The organism is Pseudomonas sp. KBN12P06040 (genome assembly GCF_037574965.1).
GTDB classification, from domain to species: Bacteria; Pseudomonadota; Gammaproteobacteria; order Pseudomonadales; family Pseudomonadaceae; genus Pseudomonas; species Pseudomonas aeruginosa.
This window is the reverse complement of record NZ_JBBELS010000001.1, coordinates 3,458,767-3,475,766: the sequence shown is the minus strand read 5'-3', so window position 1 is coordinate 3,475,766 and position 17,000 is coordinate 3,458,767. Positions and strand designations below refer to the sequence as shown.

General features: G+C 68.1%; 16 protein-coding genes. All 16 read right to left on the bottom strand.

The features are described from left to right. Window positions 1-189 (bottom strand): hypothetical protein, encoded by a 189-nt coding sequence (locus tag VQ067_RS16310; protein WP_003088166.1) that lies wholly within the window; start codon window positions 187-189, stop codon window positions 1-3. Next, window positions 186-1,337 (bottom strand): PepSY-associated TM helix domain-containing protein, encoded by a 1,152-nt coding sequence (locus VQ067_RS16305; RefSeq protein ID WP_003088170.1) that lies wholly within the window; start codon window positions 1,335-1,337, stop codon window positions 186-188. Before VQ067_RS16305 ends, VQ067_RS16310 begins: the two co-directional genes overlap by 4 nt. A 40-nt stretch (window positions 1,338-1,377) precedes the next feature. Further along, window positions 1,378-3,792, bottom strand: coding sequence for a TonB-dependent receptor (locus tag VQ067_RS16300; RefSeq protein ID WP_033991018.1), 2,415 nt, complete (start codon window positions 3,790-3,792; stop codon window positions 1,378-1,380). A 208-nt stretch (window positions 3,793-4,000) separates the two neighbouring features. Next, on the bottom strand, window positions 4,001-4,951 hold the full coding sequence (locus VQ067_RS16295) for a FecR domain-containing protein (protein ID WP_033991020.1): 951 nt from the start codon (window positions 4,949-4,951) through the stop codon (window positions 4,001-4,003). Continuing rightward, the gene (locus VQ067_RS16290) at window positions 4,948-5,454 is read right to left on the bottom strand and encodes a sigma-70 family RNA polymerase sigma factor (RefSeq protein WP_033991022.1); all 507 of its coding nucleotides are present in this window, start codon (window positions 5,452-5,454) and stop codon (window positions 4,948-4,950) included. The genes VQ067_RS16295 and VQ067_RS16290 overlap by 4 nt, the downstream gene beginning before the upstream one ends. 91 nt (window positions 5,455-5,545) lie before the next feature. Next, window positions 5,546-6,226: a hypothetical protein gene (locus VQ067_RS16285; protein ID WP_340080862.1), complete on the bottom strand. Its 681-nt coding sequence runs from the start codon at window positions 6,224-6,226 to the stop codon at window positions 5,546-5,548. Between the two features lie 106 nt (window positions 6,227-6,332). After that, window positions 6,333-7,559, bottom strand: a complete 1,227-nt coding sequence (locus VQ067_RS16280; protein ID WP_003112111.1) for a DUF2599 domain-containing protein — start codon at window positions 7,557-7,559, stop codon at window positions 6,333-6,335. A 131-nt stretch (window positions 7,560-7,690) separates the two neighbouring features. Further along, window positions 7,691-7,882 carry a hypothetical protein gene (locus VQ067_RS16275; RefSeq protein WP_020750944.1) on the bottom strand — a complete coding sequence of 64 codons (192 nt, stop codon included), beginning with the start codon at window positions 7,880-7,882 and terminating at the stop codon, window positions 7,691-7,693. 245 nt (window positions 7,883-8,127) lie between these two features. Further along, on the bottom strand, window positions 8,128-9,675 hold the full coding sequence (locus tag VQ067_RS16270; protein WP_009315578.1) for a PucR family transcriptional regulator: 1,548 nt from the start codon (window positions 9,673-9,675) through the stop codon (window positions 8,128-8,130). 63 nt (window positions 9,676-9,738) lie between these two features. Further along, window positions 9,739-10,971 (bottom strand): aromatic amino acid transport family protein, encoded by a 1,233-nt coding sequence (locus tag VQ067_RS16265; protein WP_003139822.1) that lies wholly within the window; start codon window positions 10,969-10,971, stop codon window positions 9,739-9,741. Window positions 10,972-11,015: 44 nt separating this feature from the next. Further along, complete coding sequence (locus VQ067_RS16260) at window positions 11,016-11,363, bottom strand: cupin domain-containing protein (protein ID WP_003088200.1); 348 nt, start codon at window positions 11,361-11,363, stop codon at window positions 11,016-11,018. 12 nt (window positions 11,364-11,375) lie between these two features. Next, the gene (locus VQ067_RS16255) at window positions 11,376-12,776 is read right to left on the bottom strand and encodes an NAD(P)/FAD-dependent oxidoreductase (protein WP_023132073.1); all 1,401 of its coding nucleotides are present in this window, start codon (window positions 12,774-12,776) and stop codon (window positions 11,376-11,378) included. A gap of 193 nt (window positions 12,777-12,969) precedes the next feature. Next, window positions 12,970-13,668: an anaerobic ribonucleoside-triphosphate reductase activating protein gene (locus VQ067_RS16250; RefSeq protein ID WP_003088207.1), complete on the bottom strand. Its 699-nt coding sequence runs from the start codon at window positions 13,666-13,668 to the stop codon at window positions 12,970-12,972. Continuing rightward, window positions 13,665-13,811, bottom strand: a complete 147-nt coding sequence (gene nrdD, locus VQ067_RS16245; protein ID WP_003111560.1) for an anaerobic ribonucleoside-triphosphate reductase — start codon at window positions 13,809-13,811, stop codon at window positions 13,665-13,667. The genes VQ067_RS16250 and nrdD overlap by 4 nt, the downstream gene beginning before the upstream one ends. Window positions 13,812-13,854: 43 nt before the next feature. Beyond that, window positions 13,855-15,882 (bottom strand): ribonucleoside triphosphate reductase, encoded by a 2,028-nt coding sequence (locus VQ067_RS16240; protein ID WP_003111559.1) that lies wholly within the window; start codon window positions 15,880-15,882, stop codon window positions 13,855-13,857. 157 nt (window positions 15,883-16,039) lie between these two features. After that, window positions 16,040-16,849, bottom strand: coding sequence for a class I SAM-dependent methyltransferase (locus tag VQ067_RS16235; protein ID WP_003088221.1), 810 nt, complete (start codon window positions 16,847-16,849; stop codon window positions 16,040-16,042). Between the last annotated feature and the right edge of the window lie 151 nt (window positions 16,850-17,000).

The window sequence follows — 17,000 nt, the reverse complement described above, 5'->3', positions numbered from 1 at the left end:
TCAGGGGTTCCTTCGGGTTCGCGGCAGGCGCAGCCAGACCCAGCCGACCAGCACCAGCGGAGTGCCCAGGGCGAGCCAGGAGAGCAGGTCGTAGAGGCCGTCGCCGAGCAGCGCCGAGAGCAGCCCGAAGAGGCCGAGCAGGGCCAGTAGCAGGGGCCAGCGGAAGATCATCCAGAGACCGCGCCTCATGCCTTGCCCTCCGTCGCCAGGCTGCCGTCCGGCAGTTCCGCCAGGCGCTTCTCCAATGGCGTCTTGCGTCGGCCGAGCCAGAGGTAGAGACCGCTGGCGAGGATGACGATGCTGACGAGGTCGAGCAGCGCCCAGACGATCTTCAGCGGCATGCCGCCGTAGTCGCCGAAGTGCAGCGGCTGCGACAGCAGGAGCGTCTTCACGTACAGCGGCATCTCGCGCATGTCGGTGAGTTCGCCGCTCTGCGCGTCGATCAGTGCCGGCTTCAGCAGGCGCTCGGTGAGCGGCGTGTTGCCGCGCATGAACACCGCATAGTGATGCTGGCTGCTGAACTGGGTGCCGGGGAAGCCGACGAAGCTGACCTCCATGTCCGGCGCCGCCCGGCGTGCCGTGGCCAGGGCCGCGTCGAGCGAGCCGAGGCGCTGTAGCGGCGGCGCGTCCTTGTAGGGCGCGGTCATTTCCGCCAACTGCCCGCCTTGCCAGAGCATCAGGATCGGCAGGGCCAGGGTGTTGATCACCCCGGTCACGCCGACCACCAGTACCCAGGACAGGGTGACGATGCCCAGCAGGTTGTGCAGGTCCAGCCACTTCAGGCGACGGCTGCGTTCGGCGCGTACCGTGGCGAAGTCCAGCTTGCGCATGAACGGCGTGTATACCACCACCCCGGACACCAGCGAGGCCACCAGCAGCAGGCCCATCAGGCCGAGGAACAGGTAGCCGGGCAGGCCGAGGAACAGGTCGGTGTGCAGCTTCAGCATCAGGTACATGAAGCCGCCCGGCGGCGGCAGCGCGTCGAAGAATTCCCCGGTACGCGCGTCGAACGGCTGCATGTGGCCGTTCTCCGGCGGCGGTACCAGGCTCGGCGCGCTGATCACCAGGCCCAGCGGGTCGTCCTTTTCGAATACCAGGAAGCGCACCACTTCGCCCGGCCGGGCGGCCAGGGCGCGGGCGATCACGTCGTCGTAGTCGATGCGCGGCGACTCGGCGGTGAGCGGCTCGAGCTGCGGATGCGGCTCGAAGTAGTGCTCGATCTCCTCGTGGAAGATCAGCGGCAACCCGGTGAGGCAAAGCATCAGCAGGAAGATCGTGGAGATCAGGCTGGTCCATTTGTGCACCAGGTACCAGGTGCGCAGGGTTTTCGCGGTCATAGGCTGGTCATCGGCGGTTTCTGGTTATGGTGGGGCGGACTCAGAAGTCCGCCGTGAGGGAAAGGGAAAGGGTGCGCGGCGAGCTGATCGACAGGTAGCCGTTGGCTGCGGTCCAGTAGTCCTTGCCCAGCGCGTTCTCCAGGTTGGCGCGCGCCACCAGCGGCTTGCCGGCGACCTGGAAGGCGTAGGCGGCGCCGAGGTCGACGCGGTTCCAGTGCGGCACGGCGAGGGCGTTGGCGCTGTCCACATAGGCCGAGCCGGTGTAGATCCAGCGGCTGTCGAGGGTCAGTCCGTCGACGAACGGGGTGTCCCAGCTGACCCCCAGGTTGGCCTGGCGACGGGCCACGCCGGGCGCGTCCTTGCCTTCGCTGGCAGGGTCGCCGGTCTTGTTCTGCTCGGGCTTGATGTAGGTGGCGCCGGCCATCACCCGCACGCCGTCCAGGGGTTCGCCATAGAGGCTCAGCTCCACGCCGCGGTTGCGTTGCTCGCCGTCGGCGCGGAAGACGTTGCTGGCGTCGGTATAGGCGTTCGGTTTCCTGATCTCGAACAGCGCCAGGGTGGTGGTGAAGCCGCCCAGGTCGTACTTGGCGCCGATCTCGTATTGCTCGGCCTTGTATGGCGCCAGCACCTGGCCGGCGTTGGCCGCGGTCATCGGCGCCGCCTCGCCCTGGCTGAGGCCCTGGATGTAGTTGGCGTACAGCGACAGGTCCTGCAGCGGCTTGACCAGCACGCTGGCCATCGGCGTCCACACGTGCCGCTTGTCGTGGCTGGTGCGCGCGCCGCTGGTCTGGTCGTAGTTGCGCGACTCGATCTGCTGGCGGCGCACGCCCAGGGTGACCTGCACGCGATCATCGAGGAACGACAGCCTGTCGGCCAGCGCCACGCCGCCAAGGTCGGTTTCATTGGTCTTCGGAATGCTCCCGTCGAGGCTGGAGAAGTCCGGCAGCGGCGTATGCGGCGAGGTCTGGTAGAGGTTGCCCGGCTGCATCCCGGTGAAGGCATAGACCATGCCCAGCCGTTCGTGCAGGCGGTTGGCGCTGAGCGTCCAGTCGTGGCGGAGCGGGCCGGTGTCGAAGTTGCCGCGCAGGCCGACCTCGGCGGAATAGGTGCGGCGGTCGCCGCGCTGGCGTGCCAGGCTGTTGACGATATCGCCCTGGTTGCCGATGAGGATGCTGTTGGCGGCGATGGTTTCGTAGTTGCTCTGGCGGCCGCCGATGCTGGCGAACGCCGTCAGGTTGTCGGCGAGGTCGTACTCGCCGCGGTTGACCATGGAGTAGTCCTCCTGGTCCAGGTAGGAATCGCGCAGGCCGAAGCGTGTCTTCGAGTCCGGGGCGTGGGGGATGTGGGTGGTTCCCGGGCCGGTCAGCAGCGGGCGCACCACGCCTTCCAGGCTTTCCTTCTGGTACAGCAGGTCGCTGGACAGGCGCAGGCGCTCGCCACGGAAGTCCAGGCCCAGGGAGAGCATGGGAAACTCGCGGCTCTGATGGTCGACGGCGGTATCGCCGTTGCGGTAGACGCCGTTGAAGCGCACGCCGAAGGCGTTGTTCTCGCCAAAGCGCCGGCCGATGTCGAGGTGAGTGCCGAGCTGGCTGCGCTGGGTCCAGTCGACGCTGACGCGGGTCAGCGGCTGGTCGTCGGCGCGCTTGGGCACCAGGTTGATGGTGCCGCCGACGCTGCCGCCGGGGGAAATCCCGCCGAGCAGGGCGTTCGGTCCCTTGAGCACTTCCACGCGCTCGGCGAATTCGATCGGTACCCGCCAGAACGGCAGCAGGCCATAGAGGCCGTTGAAGGCGACATCGGCGTTCTGCACGCTGAAGCCGCGAATCGTGTAGCTGTCCACCAGGTCGCCGCGCCCGCCGACCACCCGCACCGACGGATCGTTGGCCTGTAGCAGGTCGGCGACGCTGCGCGCCTGCTGCTGCTCGATGGTCCTGGCGGTGTAGCTGGTGATGCTGAATGGCGCGTCCATCACGTCGGCGTTGCCCAACATGCCCAGGCGCGCGCCACGGGCCACCTGGCCGCCGGCGTACTCGGCGGGCAGGGTCTCGGCACCGGCGGCCTGGGCGGTGATCAGCGAGGATTGCAGTTCCAGCGCGCCATCGGTGGTTGCCGGCACCAGGGTGTAGCTGCCGTCGCTGCGCTGCTGCAACTCCAGGCCGCTGCCCAGCAGCAGGCGGTGCAGCGCCTCGACCGGCGCGTAGCGGCCGCGCAGGGCGGCGCTGCGGCGACCCTCGGTGAGCGCCGGGTCGAACGCCAGGGACACCCCGTTGTCGCTGGCGAAGGCCGACAGGGTGCGACCGAGCGGGCCGGGGGCGATGTCATAGCTGCGCGCCGAGCTGGCGGCGGGCGCCTCGGCGGCAAGCAGGGCGGGGGCCGCTCCGGCGAGGGCGAGGGTCATGGCGGCGGCGTGGATGGCCAGGGACAGCGAACGGGGGCGAAGCGTGCGTACGGGCATGTACAGGGTTCCTCGTGGTCTCTGCGGACCTTGGGTCGGGGCGGATTCCTCTACTTGCCAGCCGAGAAGGAAAAAGGTCTCAGGTCGAGGCGGTTATTTTTCTGCGGAGCACGGTATGTCGATGGCAACGCCTGTTCCGGCGCAACGGCGGACGGCCTGCCGGGGTGGACGCGAGGGGGCGGTTGCCACGGGGATGGCGGCCGCGCCGTCACGCCGGCACCAGGCTGATCCAGTAGTCGGTCACCCCGCGCACCTTCAGCGGATAGGTGGCCTGCAGCATGCCCAGCGTGCGCCGCAGGTCCAGCAGCGGATAGGCGCCCGACACCGCCAGCCTGGCCAGTTGCGGGTCGCAGCGCAGTACGCCGCGACGGTAGCGGGCGAGTTCGGCGAGCACCTCGGCCAGCGGCATCCGGTCGGCCATCAGCATGCCGCGGGTCCAGGCGTCCGGCAGGCCGTCGAAGGCCAGCCGGCGCGCTTCGCCGTCGGCGCCCAGGCGCACCGACTCGCCGCTTTCCAGCCAGCGCCCGCGTCCGTGGAGCGGGCTCAGTTCGACCCGCCCGGCGAGTACCGCGACCCGGGTCGCGGCCATCTCCTGGCGTACGTTGAAGCGGGCGGCACCGGCATGCAGCCGCGCTTCGGCGGTGGCGACGCGGAACGGACGCGGGTCGGCGCGGCTATCGACGAAGATCTCGCCGCGCAGCAGGCGTACCAGCCGCTGGCTGGCGTCGAAGGCCAGGTCCACGGCGCTGTCGGTGTTCAGGGTCAGCAGGCTGCCGTCGGGCAGGGTCAGGCGGCGCTGTTCGCCGACGCCGGTGCGCTGGTCGGCCAGCCAGTCGCGCAACGGCTCGGCCTGCCAGGTGGCGAGCCCCAGCGAGGCGCCGCCGAGGACCAGGGCGAGGTGCTTGATCGCGCGCCGCCGGTCCAGCCCGCGCTCGCGGCCGAGGGTCGGCAGGGCCAGCGCCGGCGGCAGTCGGCCGAGGCATTGCAGCAGGCGCTCGGCGCGCTCCCAGGCATGGGCGTGCTGTGCGCTGCGCTGCCGCCACTGGGCGCACGCCTGGCGCGTGTCGTCGGTGCAGCCGCTGTCCTGCAGGCGCACCAGCCACTCGGCGGCCTCGTCGAGGATCGGCGAGGGAATCCGGCCTTCGCCCGCGGAATTCATTCCATCAGCTCCAGGCACTGGCGGAAGGCCTGCTGCATGTAGCGCTTGACCGAACCCAGGGACACGCCCAGGCGCTCGGCGATGGCTTCGTACTTCAGGCCTTCGATCTGCGCCAGGAGAAACGCCTGGCGGACCCTGTCCGGCAGGCTGCCGAGCAGGGCGTCTACTTCATGCAGGGTTTCCAGCACCATCAACCGCTGTTCCGGCGGCGGCGCGAGGTCTTCCGGGAGGTTGGCCAGGGCATCGAGGTAGGCGCGCTCCAGCGACTGGCGCTGGAACCAGTTGATCATCAGCCCCTTGGCGACGGTGGTCAGGTAGGCGCGCGGTTCGCGCGCATCCAGTACCCGGCGCGAGGCGAGCAGGCGGGCGAAGGTGTCCTGGGCCAGGTCGGCGGCGTTTTCCGCGCAGCCCAGGCGTCGCCGCAACCAGCCTTGCAGCCAGCCATGGTGGTCCTGATAGAGATGGCTCACAGCGTCGTGCAGGGAGGCTTCGGCCGGCGGCATGGAGGGGATCGCTGTTGTAATTGAGAATGAGTCTCATACTACTTACAGCGAGGGCATGCCTACAAGTCCCCCGGATCGGCGGCGCAGCGCCTCAGGCGTTTTCCAGGCCGTACTGGAAGAAAGCCATGTCGGCCAGGCGTCCGGTGGGGTAGAGGAGCCCCTTGCGGGCGGTCTCCAGGCGCGGGAACGACAGCCTTTCTTCGCCGATCAGGCGGTGCAGCGCGGTGAGGGTCCCGCCGTTGACGCTCGTCAGGCCCCGGCGTGGATACAGCGCGCGACAGGCGGCCAGGTAGTGGCGGTCGAGGGCGGGAAACTCGCCCCAGACGCCGAGCAGGATCTTGCTCTTCAGGGTGTCGGTCCAGCTCACCCGGCTGCTGAGGGCATCCATCGACCCGAGCACCGTTTCCAGCAGCTTGCGGTTGTGCGCCAGGCGCGCGCCGTTGCCGGCGAAATCCACCAGGGACAGCTCGAAGAGTTCCGCTCCGGCACAGCTGAAGAGCTGCCGGGCCAGCGCTTTCATCAGGTCCAGGTTGCTGTTCTGCAGCAGTCCCGAGGAGCCACGGAACATGCCCCAGTTGGCCAGGTAGAAACCCAGGTGCAGGGCGGTGGTGTCGAGCTGTTCGGGGGCGGTCAGGTCGTCCCAGCTGCGACTGGGGTCCCAGACATACTCCCAGAGGTACTCCCAGGCCCTCAGGCGCGGGTATTCGTTGCCCGGGGCGGGCGCCAGGCTGGCGTAGTAGCGGTGGACATAGCGGGCGGCATCGAAAGCCATGCGTTCGTTCCCTGGCGGCTTGGAAAGACGGCATGGTAGAGCGTGTGATATCAAAAGGCCATATCGCTGTTCGCAGGGGACGCCGTAGCGCCCCCGCGGAGCGGCCTCAGGTGTTATTGCAGCCCTTGGCGATGGAGTCCTCGTTGGAGGTGTACGGCCGCGAGGGTTCCAGGTTCCACTCGGGCTTGTTGCGGGCGACGTTGAAGTGGCAGACCAGTTGTCGGCGCATGCTGCCGATATTGCTGTCGCGGTTGTCCGGGTTGTCCTTCCATTCGCTGTCCAGGTAGTGGTCGACCACCAGCTCGTTGAAGAAATTGTTGGTCTGGTTGTCCTGGATCTTGCGCCCGCAATCGGTCGGTACCACTTCCAGGGTCATGATCTTCTTCCTGAAGCCCGGATCGTCGCGCTCCACCCAGGTGGCGCTTTCCACATAGCGCTCGCAGGCATTCTTCTCGCTGGTCGGGTAGATCGCCTGCTTACGCCCGTCGTAGGCGAACTGCGCGTCCTGCTGGCGGGTCTGCGGCAGTCGCATGTTGATGATCGGGAGGAATGCCTGGACCGACTGGTACCACTGGATCTGGTTGAGCCGAGCGCCCTCCAGGCCGGCGTCCTCGGTGTAGAACGCGGCGAGGATCGACGGCGACTTCGGCGGGTTTTCCTCCCACTTGGCCAGGCGCAGTTCGTTCTGGGTGGTGAAGGATTCGTCGGCGATCTGCGCCATCGCCCGGATGCTCTGGTAGAAGGCCGGGCCGGCGGCGGTATTGCGCTCGTCGCGGACGTCGAAGGAGCACTGCCGCGAATGGTCGCCGCGGTTCTGCCGGTAGTTCGCCGCCCACTGCTCGGCGGTGCTGACGTTGATGTCCTGGCAGGACTTCTCGACGCTGTTCGGCGTGCGCCGCGAATCGGTGCAACCCTGCTGGGCGCGGTCGTCGGTGGCGGCGTCGATGGGGAAGGAACAGAGCACCGCATAGTCCTGGTGGTCCTTCGGATTACCGAAGATGGTGTCGAAGATGAAGCCACTCTTCAGGCCATAGGCGAGCTTGCGGTACTTGGCGTCCTTGCGCAGGTAGGAGGCGGAGACGCCGCCGCTTTTCTGGCTCTTCGGACTGATGCTGTAGAACATGTAGTCGGTCGAAGGCCAGGTGGCGCGGAACAGCACGCCGGAACAGAGGAATGCCGGCTTCGACGGTCCGCCGCAATCCTGGCGGGTGTCGTTGTACAACTGGTTGAGCCGGGCGACCACGTCGTTGCCCCGGTCGGCCTGGGCCGCGGGTGTCAGCGCCAGGCCGGCGGCGGCGAGAAGGTAGAGAAAGGTGGATCTGCTTCCGTTCATGGGATGGACTCCACGCAGGTTCGAAGGAGCGGGCCGGGGGCGGCCCGGTTGGTCCCGATGGGGACGAGCGCGACGGGCGGATCGCGGGGGGATGAAGCGCTTGCGACGGTATGGCCGTCGGCGTTGGGACGTCAGTGGGACGTGGTGGCGCCAGTCTGCAACCGGGCGCTGCCGGGAATGCCGGGCGACCCCGGCGGGCGCTGGGCGGCGGGGGCCTGCCGAGCGCGTGGGGGAAGTCGCTCGAGGGAGGCGGTGAAGACCGCCGGCGGAGATACGAACAGGGTGGGTAGCGGGGCGGATACAGCGTCGATTCCGTTACGCATCGCAGGCCTCCTTTGCGCCGCGCCGATGGGCTTCCGTCTTACCGTTCGAGCCTAGAAGCGCGGGCCGCGCCGCTCCAGCGGTGGGGTGGCTAGCTAGCAAGGGGGATTAATGCATTCGCAACGGCGCTCGCTGCGATGCACCGTGGTCCGGCATCCACAGGCCACGCCGCTGTCGGGCAACCGTTCCTGGCCGCGCCTGTTGGCGGCGGCGTCGCCCTGCAAGCGCCAAGTGTCGGGTTCCGCCGTCAGTCCATGTCGCCGCCATGGTGCGCGGACTGCTCCAGGAGGCTGCTCTTCGCCGTCCTGCCCCTCGCTTCCGGCGACAGCCGGGTTGCCTGCAAGGCGAACCAGAGGGTCGCCACATCGGCGGTGCTGTCCAGCGAGCGACCGCTGATTTCCTCGATGCGGCGTATCCGGTAGACCAGGCTCTGCTTGTGTATGTGTAGCCGCTGCGCGGCGTTCAACCAGGACCTGTTTTCCTCGAGAAAGACCTGCAGCGTGTATAGCAGTGCAGAGCCATTGGCCGCGTCATAGTCGTGGAGGGCGCCGAGGACCAGGCGGAACGCCCGCTCGGCCTCGGCGAGGCTTCTGGGTAGCCAGGGCGCCTCGTCGTCCAGTTCCGCGTAGCGACACAACGGCCGCCGGGAATGGCTGTGGGCCAGGGCCAGGCGCGCTTCGCGCAAGGCCTCGGCGCAACGTTCGGCACGACGGAGCGGAGCGCTCACTCCCAGCGAGCTGTCCAGGGCTTCCTGCAGTGTCGAGGCGAGGCCGGCCTGGTGCAGCAGAATGATTTCCTGGCCTTGCGCGCGAACCAGCAGGCGTGAGTCGTGGCCCCGGAAAAGACCGATAGGGTCGGTCGCGAGCCCCTCGGAACTTGCCACGGAAACGACTGCATCGTCGAGATCGAGCCCGGGCAGCAGTTCCTCCAGCCGCTCCTCGGCTTGTTCCCGGTATAGCCGTCGTTGCAGCAGGTCGTCGAGCAATTCCGAACCCAGGCGCAGGTGGCGTTCGCTTTCGACGCGCAGCCGTTCGATCTCTATGCCGAGCACTGCCGTCAGGTGGTGCAGGAGACTGTAGTCCGGCAGCCGCTCGCCCAGGGCTATCAGCAGGCAGTTCCGGTCGGAAGGAATGCCGATGCTGAGCGCTTCGCCTTCTGCGAGCGGATGGCGAAGGACCATTGGCTGCGGCTCCGCCTGCTCGCGACGGCGGTTGCGCAGCGCGTCGGCCAACTCCGCGGGCAGCCCTGGCAGGCCTGGCTGCCAGGCCGCCAGGGTGTCGGGAACGATGAGGTAGAGGCTGCTCCGCACGTCCTTGCCGAGGCGTTGCAGCAGCGCCGGCAGGCCCAGTCCCTGCATGCTCAATCGGGCGCTTTCGTATATCCGGGCCAGGGCGTTGCGGCGCTCGTATTCGTCTTTCTGCCCCGCATCGACGATGGCCCGGGTCACGGCGGCGAAAGGGACGCCGTAGTGGGTGAGAATCAACGGGAAGCCCAGGGCCTCGGCCGTCTCGCGCAGGGCATCGAGGTCGCTCGGGGCTTCCATGTTCTCGCCGATCATCATGCCTGCCAGGCCGGCCTCGGCCAGTCTTCGGACGTAACGCCGTTGCCGCTCGGCCTCGCTCGGTATGCCCAGCCCGGTGGTCATCAGCAGGTCACCCTCGCCGAGCCATTCGGTGGGGTCGTCGAGTTCGCAGACATGCGCCCAGCGAACCGGGCGGTCGAGGCCGCCGGCTCCGCTCAGCAGGCGTGAACGGAGTTCGGGGAGGGCGATCAGGTGGCGGATGCTCTGCGGCATGTCCAGGAAACTCCAGGCATGGGCTTTCAGTGTAATCGCCCCGGGCGCAGGCAGCGCGCCCTGTCACCAACTGGCGGGCAGCATCCCCAGTGCCGAGGCGATCGCATAGACCCCGCTGGAGGCGAACACCAGGACGATCAGCCCCTGTATCAGCGGATGGGCATACCAGCCGCAGCTGAATGCCGGCAGTTGGTCGCCGTGGCGCCGCGCCGCGTTGAGCAGGAGGATGGGGATGATGCCCATCAGTACGCCGCCGAAGGTACCGGCGAAGTACAGCGCGTTCACGAAGCCGCCGAGCCCCGCATAGGCCAGCAGGAACGGCGGGACCGAGACCGCGGCGAGCACCGCCAGGCGTTTGCGCCGGTTGGTTTCGCTGCCCAGGCGGAAGTGGTCGAAGATATTGGTGAACAGGCACCCACCGAGTCCCCAGTAGGAGGTCAGCATCGCCAGCAAGGCGAAGGTGTTCGCCACGTAGTAGGCCCATTGGCCGAGGGAGCGTCCCCAGCTCAAGGTCGCCACCTCGCTGAGGTTGTCGGGGCCGACCAGGGCGATGACCGAGGCAGGAATGGCCGCCACCAGCAGGAAGGTCAGCAGCATGCCGACCACGATCAGGCGCGGCACGCGCGCGGGGGTTGCCAGGTTGCCGCGCACCAGCTCCGGAACCAGGAACTGCGCGCCGAACACGAAGACCGCCAGGTTGAACACTGGAACCACGTATTGCCACTGGCTCTGCCAAAGGTGGGCGAGACGGGCGTCGTCGTGCATCAGGGTCGCGCCGATGAGGATGCAGACGATGGCCACCATGCCGGCGCTGATCAGCTTCTCGCCCACGCCGAGCGCCTTCAGGCCCAGGTAGAGCACCAGCGCCGAGGGGACGAAGAAGATCAGGCTGCCGACCTCGCGCGTGAGGCCGTACTGGCCGAAGAACTCGAGCATGATGTTGCCGCTGCCGGTCATGTAGGCGACCAGGGCCCCGTAGCTGTTGGCCGCCACCGCGATGAAGATCAGCCAGCCGCCGAGCGGGCCCAGGTAACGCCGGGAGAGGCCGCTGAGCTGGTTGTTGCCGCGGGTTCTCAGGCAGGCTTCGGTCACGTAGAGCATGGTGACGATGCAGAAGAGGCAGGTCAGGGCCAGGCATACCAGCAACGGCACGTAGCCGACCTTGCGGGCGGCGTAGGCCATGCTCAGCACGCCGGCGCCGATGTTGGTGCCGATGATGATCGCGATCGTCTCGAGCGAGCCCAGGGGATGGGCCTTGAGGCCCGATGCGTTGTCGTTCGCTTCTCGCATACCCATTTCTTGTTTCCTCTGTCAGGGCGGTGGAGTTCGGTTCTTCGGGGTCAGTCGAAGATCAGGTAGGTCTTGCGCACGGTCTGGCGGATGTCCCAGGTACCCTGGGTGGCAGCGGCGAAATAGAGCGCGTCGCCGGCGCGAAACTCCACGGCCTGGCCTTCGTCCGGGGTGAAGCGACCTTCACCGCTGACGATGTAGCTGTACTCGGCCTGCTCGACCTGTCGGCGGAAGCGCCCCGGGGTGCATTCCCAGATGCCGGTCACGCCGTTGCCGTCGGCGAGCGGGCGGTGGGCCGCGGTACGGGTCAGGGCTACCGGTTCGCCCAGGGGCTGGCCGACGGGCGTGGGCGAGGTGAAAGGACTTTCGTCGTCGAGACGGATGAGCGAAGGGTTCATGCCATGGGCTCCTCAGGATTTGTCTTCAAGGCCGGCGGGGGCGAAGCGCGCGAGAAAGCGGTCGGTGGCCGAGGGCGCGGTACCGGCGAGTTCCGCGCGTTCCTTGCGCAGGACGGCGTTGCGCACCAGGGAGCCACCCAGGTAGCGCAGCGGCTCGGGGGGGAAGCTCCGGCAGCGGCGTTCTACCAGCGGACAACGGCTCCACGGGTCGTCGCGGCCGAGGGCGAGGCTGGCGAGGATCCGCCCGCCCAGGCGGCTCGGTCCCACGCCGTTGCCGCTCCAGCCGATGCCGTAGTGGATGTTCTCGTGCAGGTGGCCGAAGACCGGCAGGCTGTCGTAGGTACGGTCGATGGGGCCGGACCAGCCGTCGACCAGCGGGATGTCGCCTAGCGAGGGATAGGTGCGGCGGAAGTCGGCCTCGGTCAGGGCCAGGCTCTCCCGGTCGACGTCGAATACCCGGCCGATGCGCGAGCCGTAGCTAATGGCGCCGGTGCCCTTGCCGAAGGCGATGCGCCCGTCGCGGGTGGTGCGGTAGTAGTCCACCATCAGTTGGGAATCGGTGATGGCTTCCCCGCCGGTCCAGCCGATTCGCTCCAGCCGTTGCGGTATCGCCTCGGTAACCGCGATGGAACTGTTCACCGGTACGATCAGCCTGGAGAGCCTGGGCAGGGCGGCCGACCAGGCGTTGGTCGCGAGAACCACCGCCTTGGCCTGGACCCGGGCCCCGGCGCTCAGCAGCTGTGCCGGCTGGCCGGGAACGATCTGGCTGACGCCACAGCGCTCGTGGATTTCCACGCCGAGGGCCAGCGCCACGCGGCGCATGCCTTGCACCAGCAAGGCTGGTTGCACGGTGGCATTGCTGCGCTCGAAGACCCCGGCGAGATGCACCGGCGAACCGGTCCGGCGTGCCACTTCGCTGGCGTCGAGGCGTTCGAAGGGACTGACGCCGAGCCGTTCGCAGGCGGCGAGGGTATCGTTCCAGGCGTCGAGGTGGTGCGCCGTGGTGGCGGTCCACAGCCAGCCCTTCTGCTGGAAGTGCGCATCGATGTCATGCCGCGCACAGAACTCCCCGAGTTCCTGGATCGCCCGCTCCGCGCTTTCGCCAAGGAAGCGCGCCTGCGCCTCGCTGCAGAAGCCCAGCAAGGTGCCGATCTTCGGCCACCAGGACATCACGAAACCACCGTTCCTGCCGGAAGCGCCGCCGCCGCAGACGTCCTGCTCCAGTAGCAGGACCCGTGCGTCCGGCTCCAGTTGCTTGAGGGTGATGGCGGTCCAGAGCCCGACGAAGCCGCCGCCGACTATCGCCACGTCCGCCGAGTGGGTGCCGACGAGGGGGGCGCAGGCGGCGTCGGCCAGGTCGGTCGAGCGCATCCAGTGGCTGGGGGTCAGGGGAGGGGTGAGCGTGAGTTTCATGGCGCGGGTCCGGGGTCGCTGAATCTGGAGCAAGGGTGGCGAGCGGCGCCGTCCGCGACAATTGGACGCAACTAGGAATCGAGAAGGTGCTCTCGTACGATCGTATGAGTCTTGTGAAGAGCAGGCCTGGTCGGGACTGTCCGCCCTGTCCGAGCGAGCTGGCAGGCCCGAGCGGCGCCGCTGAACCGGAGGCTCAGGCGTCGCGCAGTTCGAAGGCGGGAAACAGCTCTTCCAGTTCTCGCCATAGCTGCGCAGCGCCCTGCGGCGCGGGCTTCGCGAGAAGCTGCGGATCGAGCTGGCGGGCCGGGCGCGCCAGTTGTACGGCGAAGCGCTCCACGCCCATCGCGCGCAGGCGCGTCGCCAGGCGCCAGAGGCGTTCGCTATCGAACAAGCCCCAGTGCACCGTGGTCCGGCATTCGTAGGCCACGCCGCTGTCCAGCAGGCATTCCAGGCTGCGCCAGTTGGCCGCGCCGCTGCCGTCCACGCCGGTAATGGCGGCGACGTCCTCGGCCGGCGCCTTGACGTCGAAGCCCACCCAGTCGCTCTGCGCCAGCACCCGGGCGAAGGCGCGGGGGTTGATGCCGGCGCTGTGCAGGCCGACGCGGAAGCCCAGTTCGCGGACCGTGCGCATGGCGTCGCCGAGGGCCGCCTGCAGGGTCGCCTCGCCGCCGCTGAAGACCACAGCCTGCAACAGGCCCTGGCGTCGGCGGAGGAAGTCGAGCAGGCGTGGCCAGGGGATTTCCTCCGCGCCGCGCGGCGCGATCAGTTCCGGGTTGTGGCAGTAGCGGCAGCGCCAGGCGCAGCCCTGGCAGAACAGCACGCAGGCGAGCAGGCCGGGGTAGTCGAGGGTGGTCAGGGGCACCAGGCCCCCGACCCTGAGCGTGGCGCTCATCGCGTCTCGCGGAAATGGCGGCGTTCGCGATGCTCGGACTGCTTGCCGGCATTGAACGCTGCCACGGGACGGTGGTAGCCCATCACGCGGGTCCAGACTTCGCAGCGCTGGCGTTGGCTTTCGGGCAACTGGTTGGGGTTCATCGGTGGTACTCCTTGCTGGTGGATGAAAGGAACGACAGGCGACTCAACCGCCGCAGCCGCCGCAACAGCTCTTGGGCGTGGAGCGTTGCAGCAGCTCCTCGTCGCACTTCGGGCAGAACTCGTGCTCGCCGGCCAGGTAGCCGTGCCGCGGGCAGATCGAGAAGGTGGGGGTGACGGTCAGGTACGGCAGGCGGAAGCGACCGAGGGCGGTGCGCACCAGGGTCTTGCAGGCTTCGGCGGAGGAAATCCGCTCGGCCATGTAGAGATGCAGCACGGTGCCGCCGGTGTACTTGCATTGCAGGGCGTCCTGCAGCTCCAGCGCCTCGAACGGGTCGTCGGTGAAGCCCACCGGCAGTTGCGAGGAGTTGGTGTAGTAGGGCGCCTCCGGCGTGCCGGCCTGGAGGATGCGCGGATAGCGCTTGCGGTCCTCGCGGGCGAAGCGATAGGTGGTGCCCTCGGCGGGCGTGGCTTCCAGGTTGTAGAGGTGCCCGCTGTCCTCCTGGAAACCCACCAGCCGCGCGCGCACGTGATCGAGCAGGGCCAGGGCCATCTCGCGCCCGGCTTCGCTGTGCAGTCCCTCGCGGTCGTCGCTGAAGTTGCGCACCATCTCGTGCAGGCCGTTCACGCCGATGGTGGAGAAATGGTTGCGCAGGGTACCCAGGTAGCGTCGGGTGTAGGGATAGAGGCCGGCATCCATGTGCTGCTGGATCACCTTGCGCTTCAGCTCCAGGCTGGCGAAGGCGAGTTCGAGCAGGTGGTCGAGCTGGCGGTAGAGGCCGGCGGCGTCGCCACGGTGGCGATAGCCCAGGCGCGCGCAGTTGATCGTCACCACGCCCAGCGAGCCGGTCTGCTCCGCCGAGCCGAACAGGCCGTTGCCGCGTTTGAGCAGTTCGCGCACGTCCAGTTGCAGGCGGCAGCACATCGAGCGCACCTGGTTGGGCTGCATGTCCGAGTTGAGGAAGTTCTGGAAGTAGGGCAGGCCGTAGCGCGCGGTCATCTCGAACAGGCGCGTGGCGTTGTCGCTGTCCCAGGGGAAGTCGTGGGTGATGTTGTAGGTCGGGATCGGGAAGGTGAACACCCGGCCATGGGCGTCGCCGGCCTGCATCACCTCGATGTAGGCGCGGTTGATCAGGTCCATCTCGGCCTGCAGCTCGCCGTAGGCGAAGGGCATCTCCTCGCCGCCGATGCGCGGCACCTGGTCGCGCAGGTCGTCCGGGCAGACCCAGTCGAAGGTCAGGTTGGTGAAGGGCGTCTGGGTGCCCCAGCGCGACGGCACGTTGAGGTTGTAGATGAACTCCTGGAGGGCCTGGCGCACGCTGGCGTAGTCGAGGCGGTCCTTGCGCACGTAGGGCGCCAGGTAGGTATCGAAGGAACTGAAGGCCTGGGCCCCGGCCCATTCGTTCTGCAGGGTGCCGAGGAAGTTGACCATCTGCCCCAGGGCGCTGCCCAGGTGCTTCGGCGGACCGGCCTCGACCCGCCCCGGCACGCCGTTCAGGCCTTCGTTCAGCAAGGTGCGCAGCGACCAGCCGGCGCAATAGCCGGCGAGCATGTCGAGGTCGTGGATATGCAGGTCGGCGTCGCGGTGGGCGGCGGCGATGTCGGCATCGTAGACCTCGTCCAGCCAGTAGTTCGCGGTGACCTTGCCGGATACGTTGAGGATCAGCCCGCCGAGGGAATAGCCCTGGTTGGCGTTGGCGCGCACCCGCCAATCCTCGCGGGAAAGGTATTCGTTCATCGACGCGGCGACGTCTACCAGGGTCTTGCGCTCGCGGCGCAGCCGGCCATGGCGTTCGCGGTAGACCACGTAGGCGCGCGCCGTGGGGTAGTGGCCGGCTTCCATCAGCACCCGTTCGACCAGGTCCTGGACCCGTTCGATATCCAGGCAGGCGCGCTCCGGCAGGCGTTCCACCACGCGTTCGGCGAGCGCCTGCGCCTGCTGCGGGTCGAACTCGCCGGTGGCCTGGCCGGCGGCGGCGATGGCGCGTTCGATCTTGCCGGGATCGAAGGGGACTTCACGTCCGTTGCGCTTGAGCAGGGTGGCCGGCCAGGTAGCCTTCCGGGGCTGGGTCATTTCAATTTCTCCACAACATGATGTGTTTTGATTTTGCAAAACAACAAGATGTTGTGGATTCTGGCGAGCGACGCCGAGCCGGCGTTGATCTGCGTCAACGTCCGGCGGATTGCCCGGGTTCCATTGGAGGTATTCCCCGCGCCCGGGTGACGGCGTATCAGGCCTGGGCGAGGCGGGCGAAGACGACGTAGTTGTCCAACTGCTGCCAGACCGTGGCGGCCTCGGCGAAACCCGCCTGGCGCAGGGCGGCGAGATGGAAATCGAGCGAGCAGTCTTCGTCTTCGCTGGCGCGCCTGAGCGGGCGCCGCGCGAAATGGGCGTCGCGCTGCGCCTTCAGCGGGGCCAGCCGGGGGATCTGCGCGGCGCGTTGCCACCAGTCTTCCCAACTGTCCGCGCCGCTGGCCACGGAAGCCTGGAGGACCCGCTCGCGGTGCTTCCGGGACAATTCCGCGAGTCCCGGCCAGCGTCGGTCGTAGCGCATGTGGTCGGCGTTCAGCAGCACGCCGCCGGGGGCGAGCAGTTCGCCGGCCTGGGCGTAGAACCCGGCGAGTTCGGCGGGCGACAGCCAGTGCAACGCGGTGGAAGAGAGCAGCGCCGCGGGCCGTTCGCCGGCGAGGGACTCGCGCGCTTCGGCGACCCGTTCGGTCCAGCCTGGATCGGTGAGGTCGCACTCCACCACGCGGACCCGTTCGGCGAAGCCGGCCAGCGCCGTACGCGCGATCTCCAGCAGCATGACGTCGGCGTCCAGCGCCACCACCCGCGCCGCCGGGAAGCGTTCGAGCAGGCGCCGGCCGAGGGAGCCCGGGCCGCAGGCGGCGTCGATGGCGGTGAAGCGCCCGTCGCGGCCGAAGAGGTCTTCGAGCAACTGGAACATCGCCTCGTAGCGCTCCTCGCGCTGGCGGATGTAGCCCTCCTGCTGGCGGTCCCAGCGTTCGAGGAGCGCCATGATCTGCTCGGTTGCGGTCATCTTTCCTCCTGGGGGGCATGCCCGGTTGAGAGTGGGGTCCTGTGCTTCGAGGGATACGGCGAGCGAGACGTTCCCTCGCCTCGATGAAGAAGAAACGGCGGGCATTCTTCATTCGATTAAATGTTATGTTATAACTTATAAATATTCATAA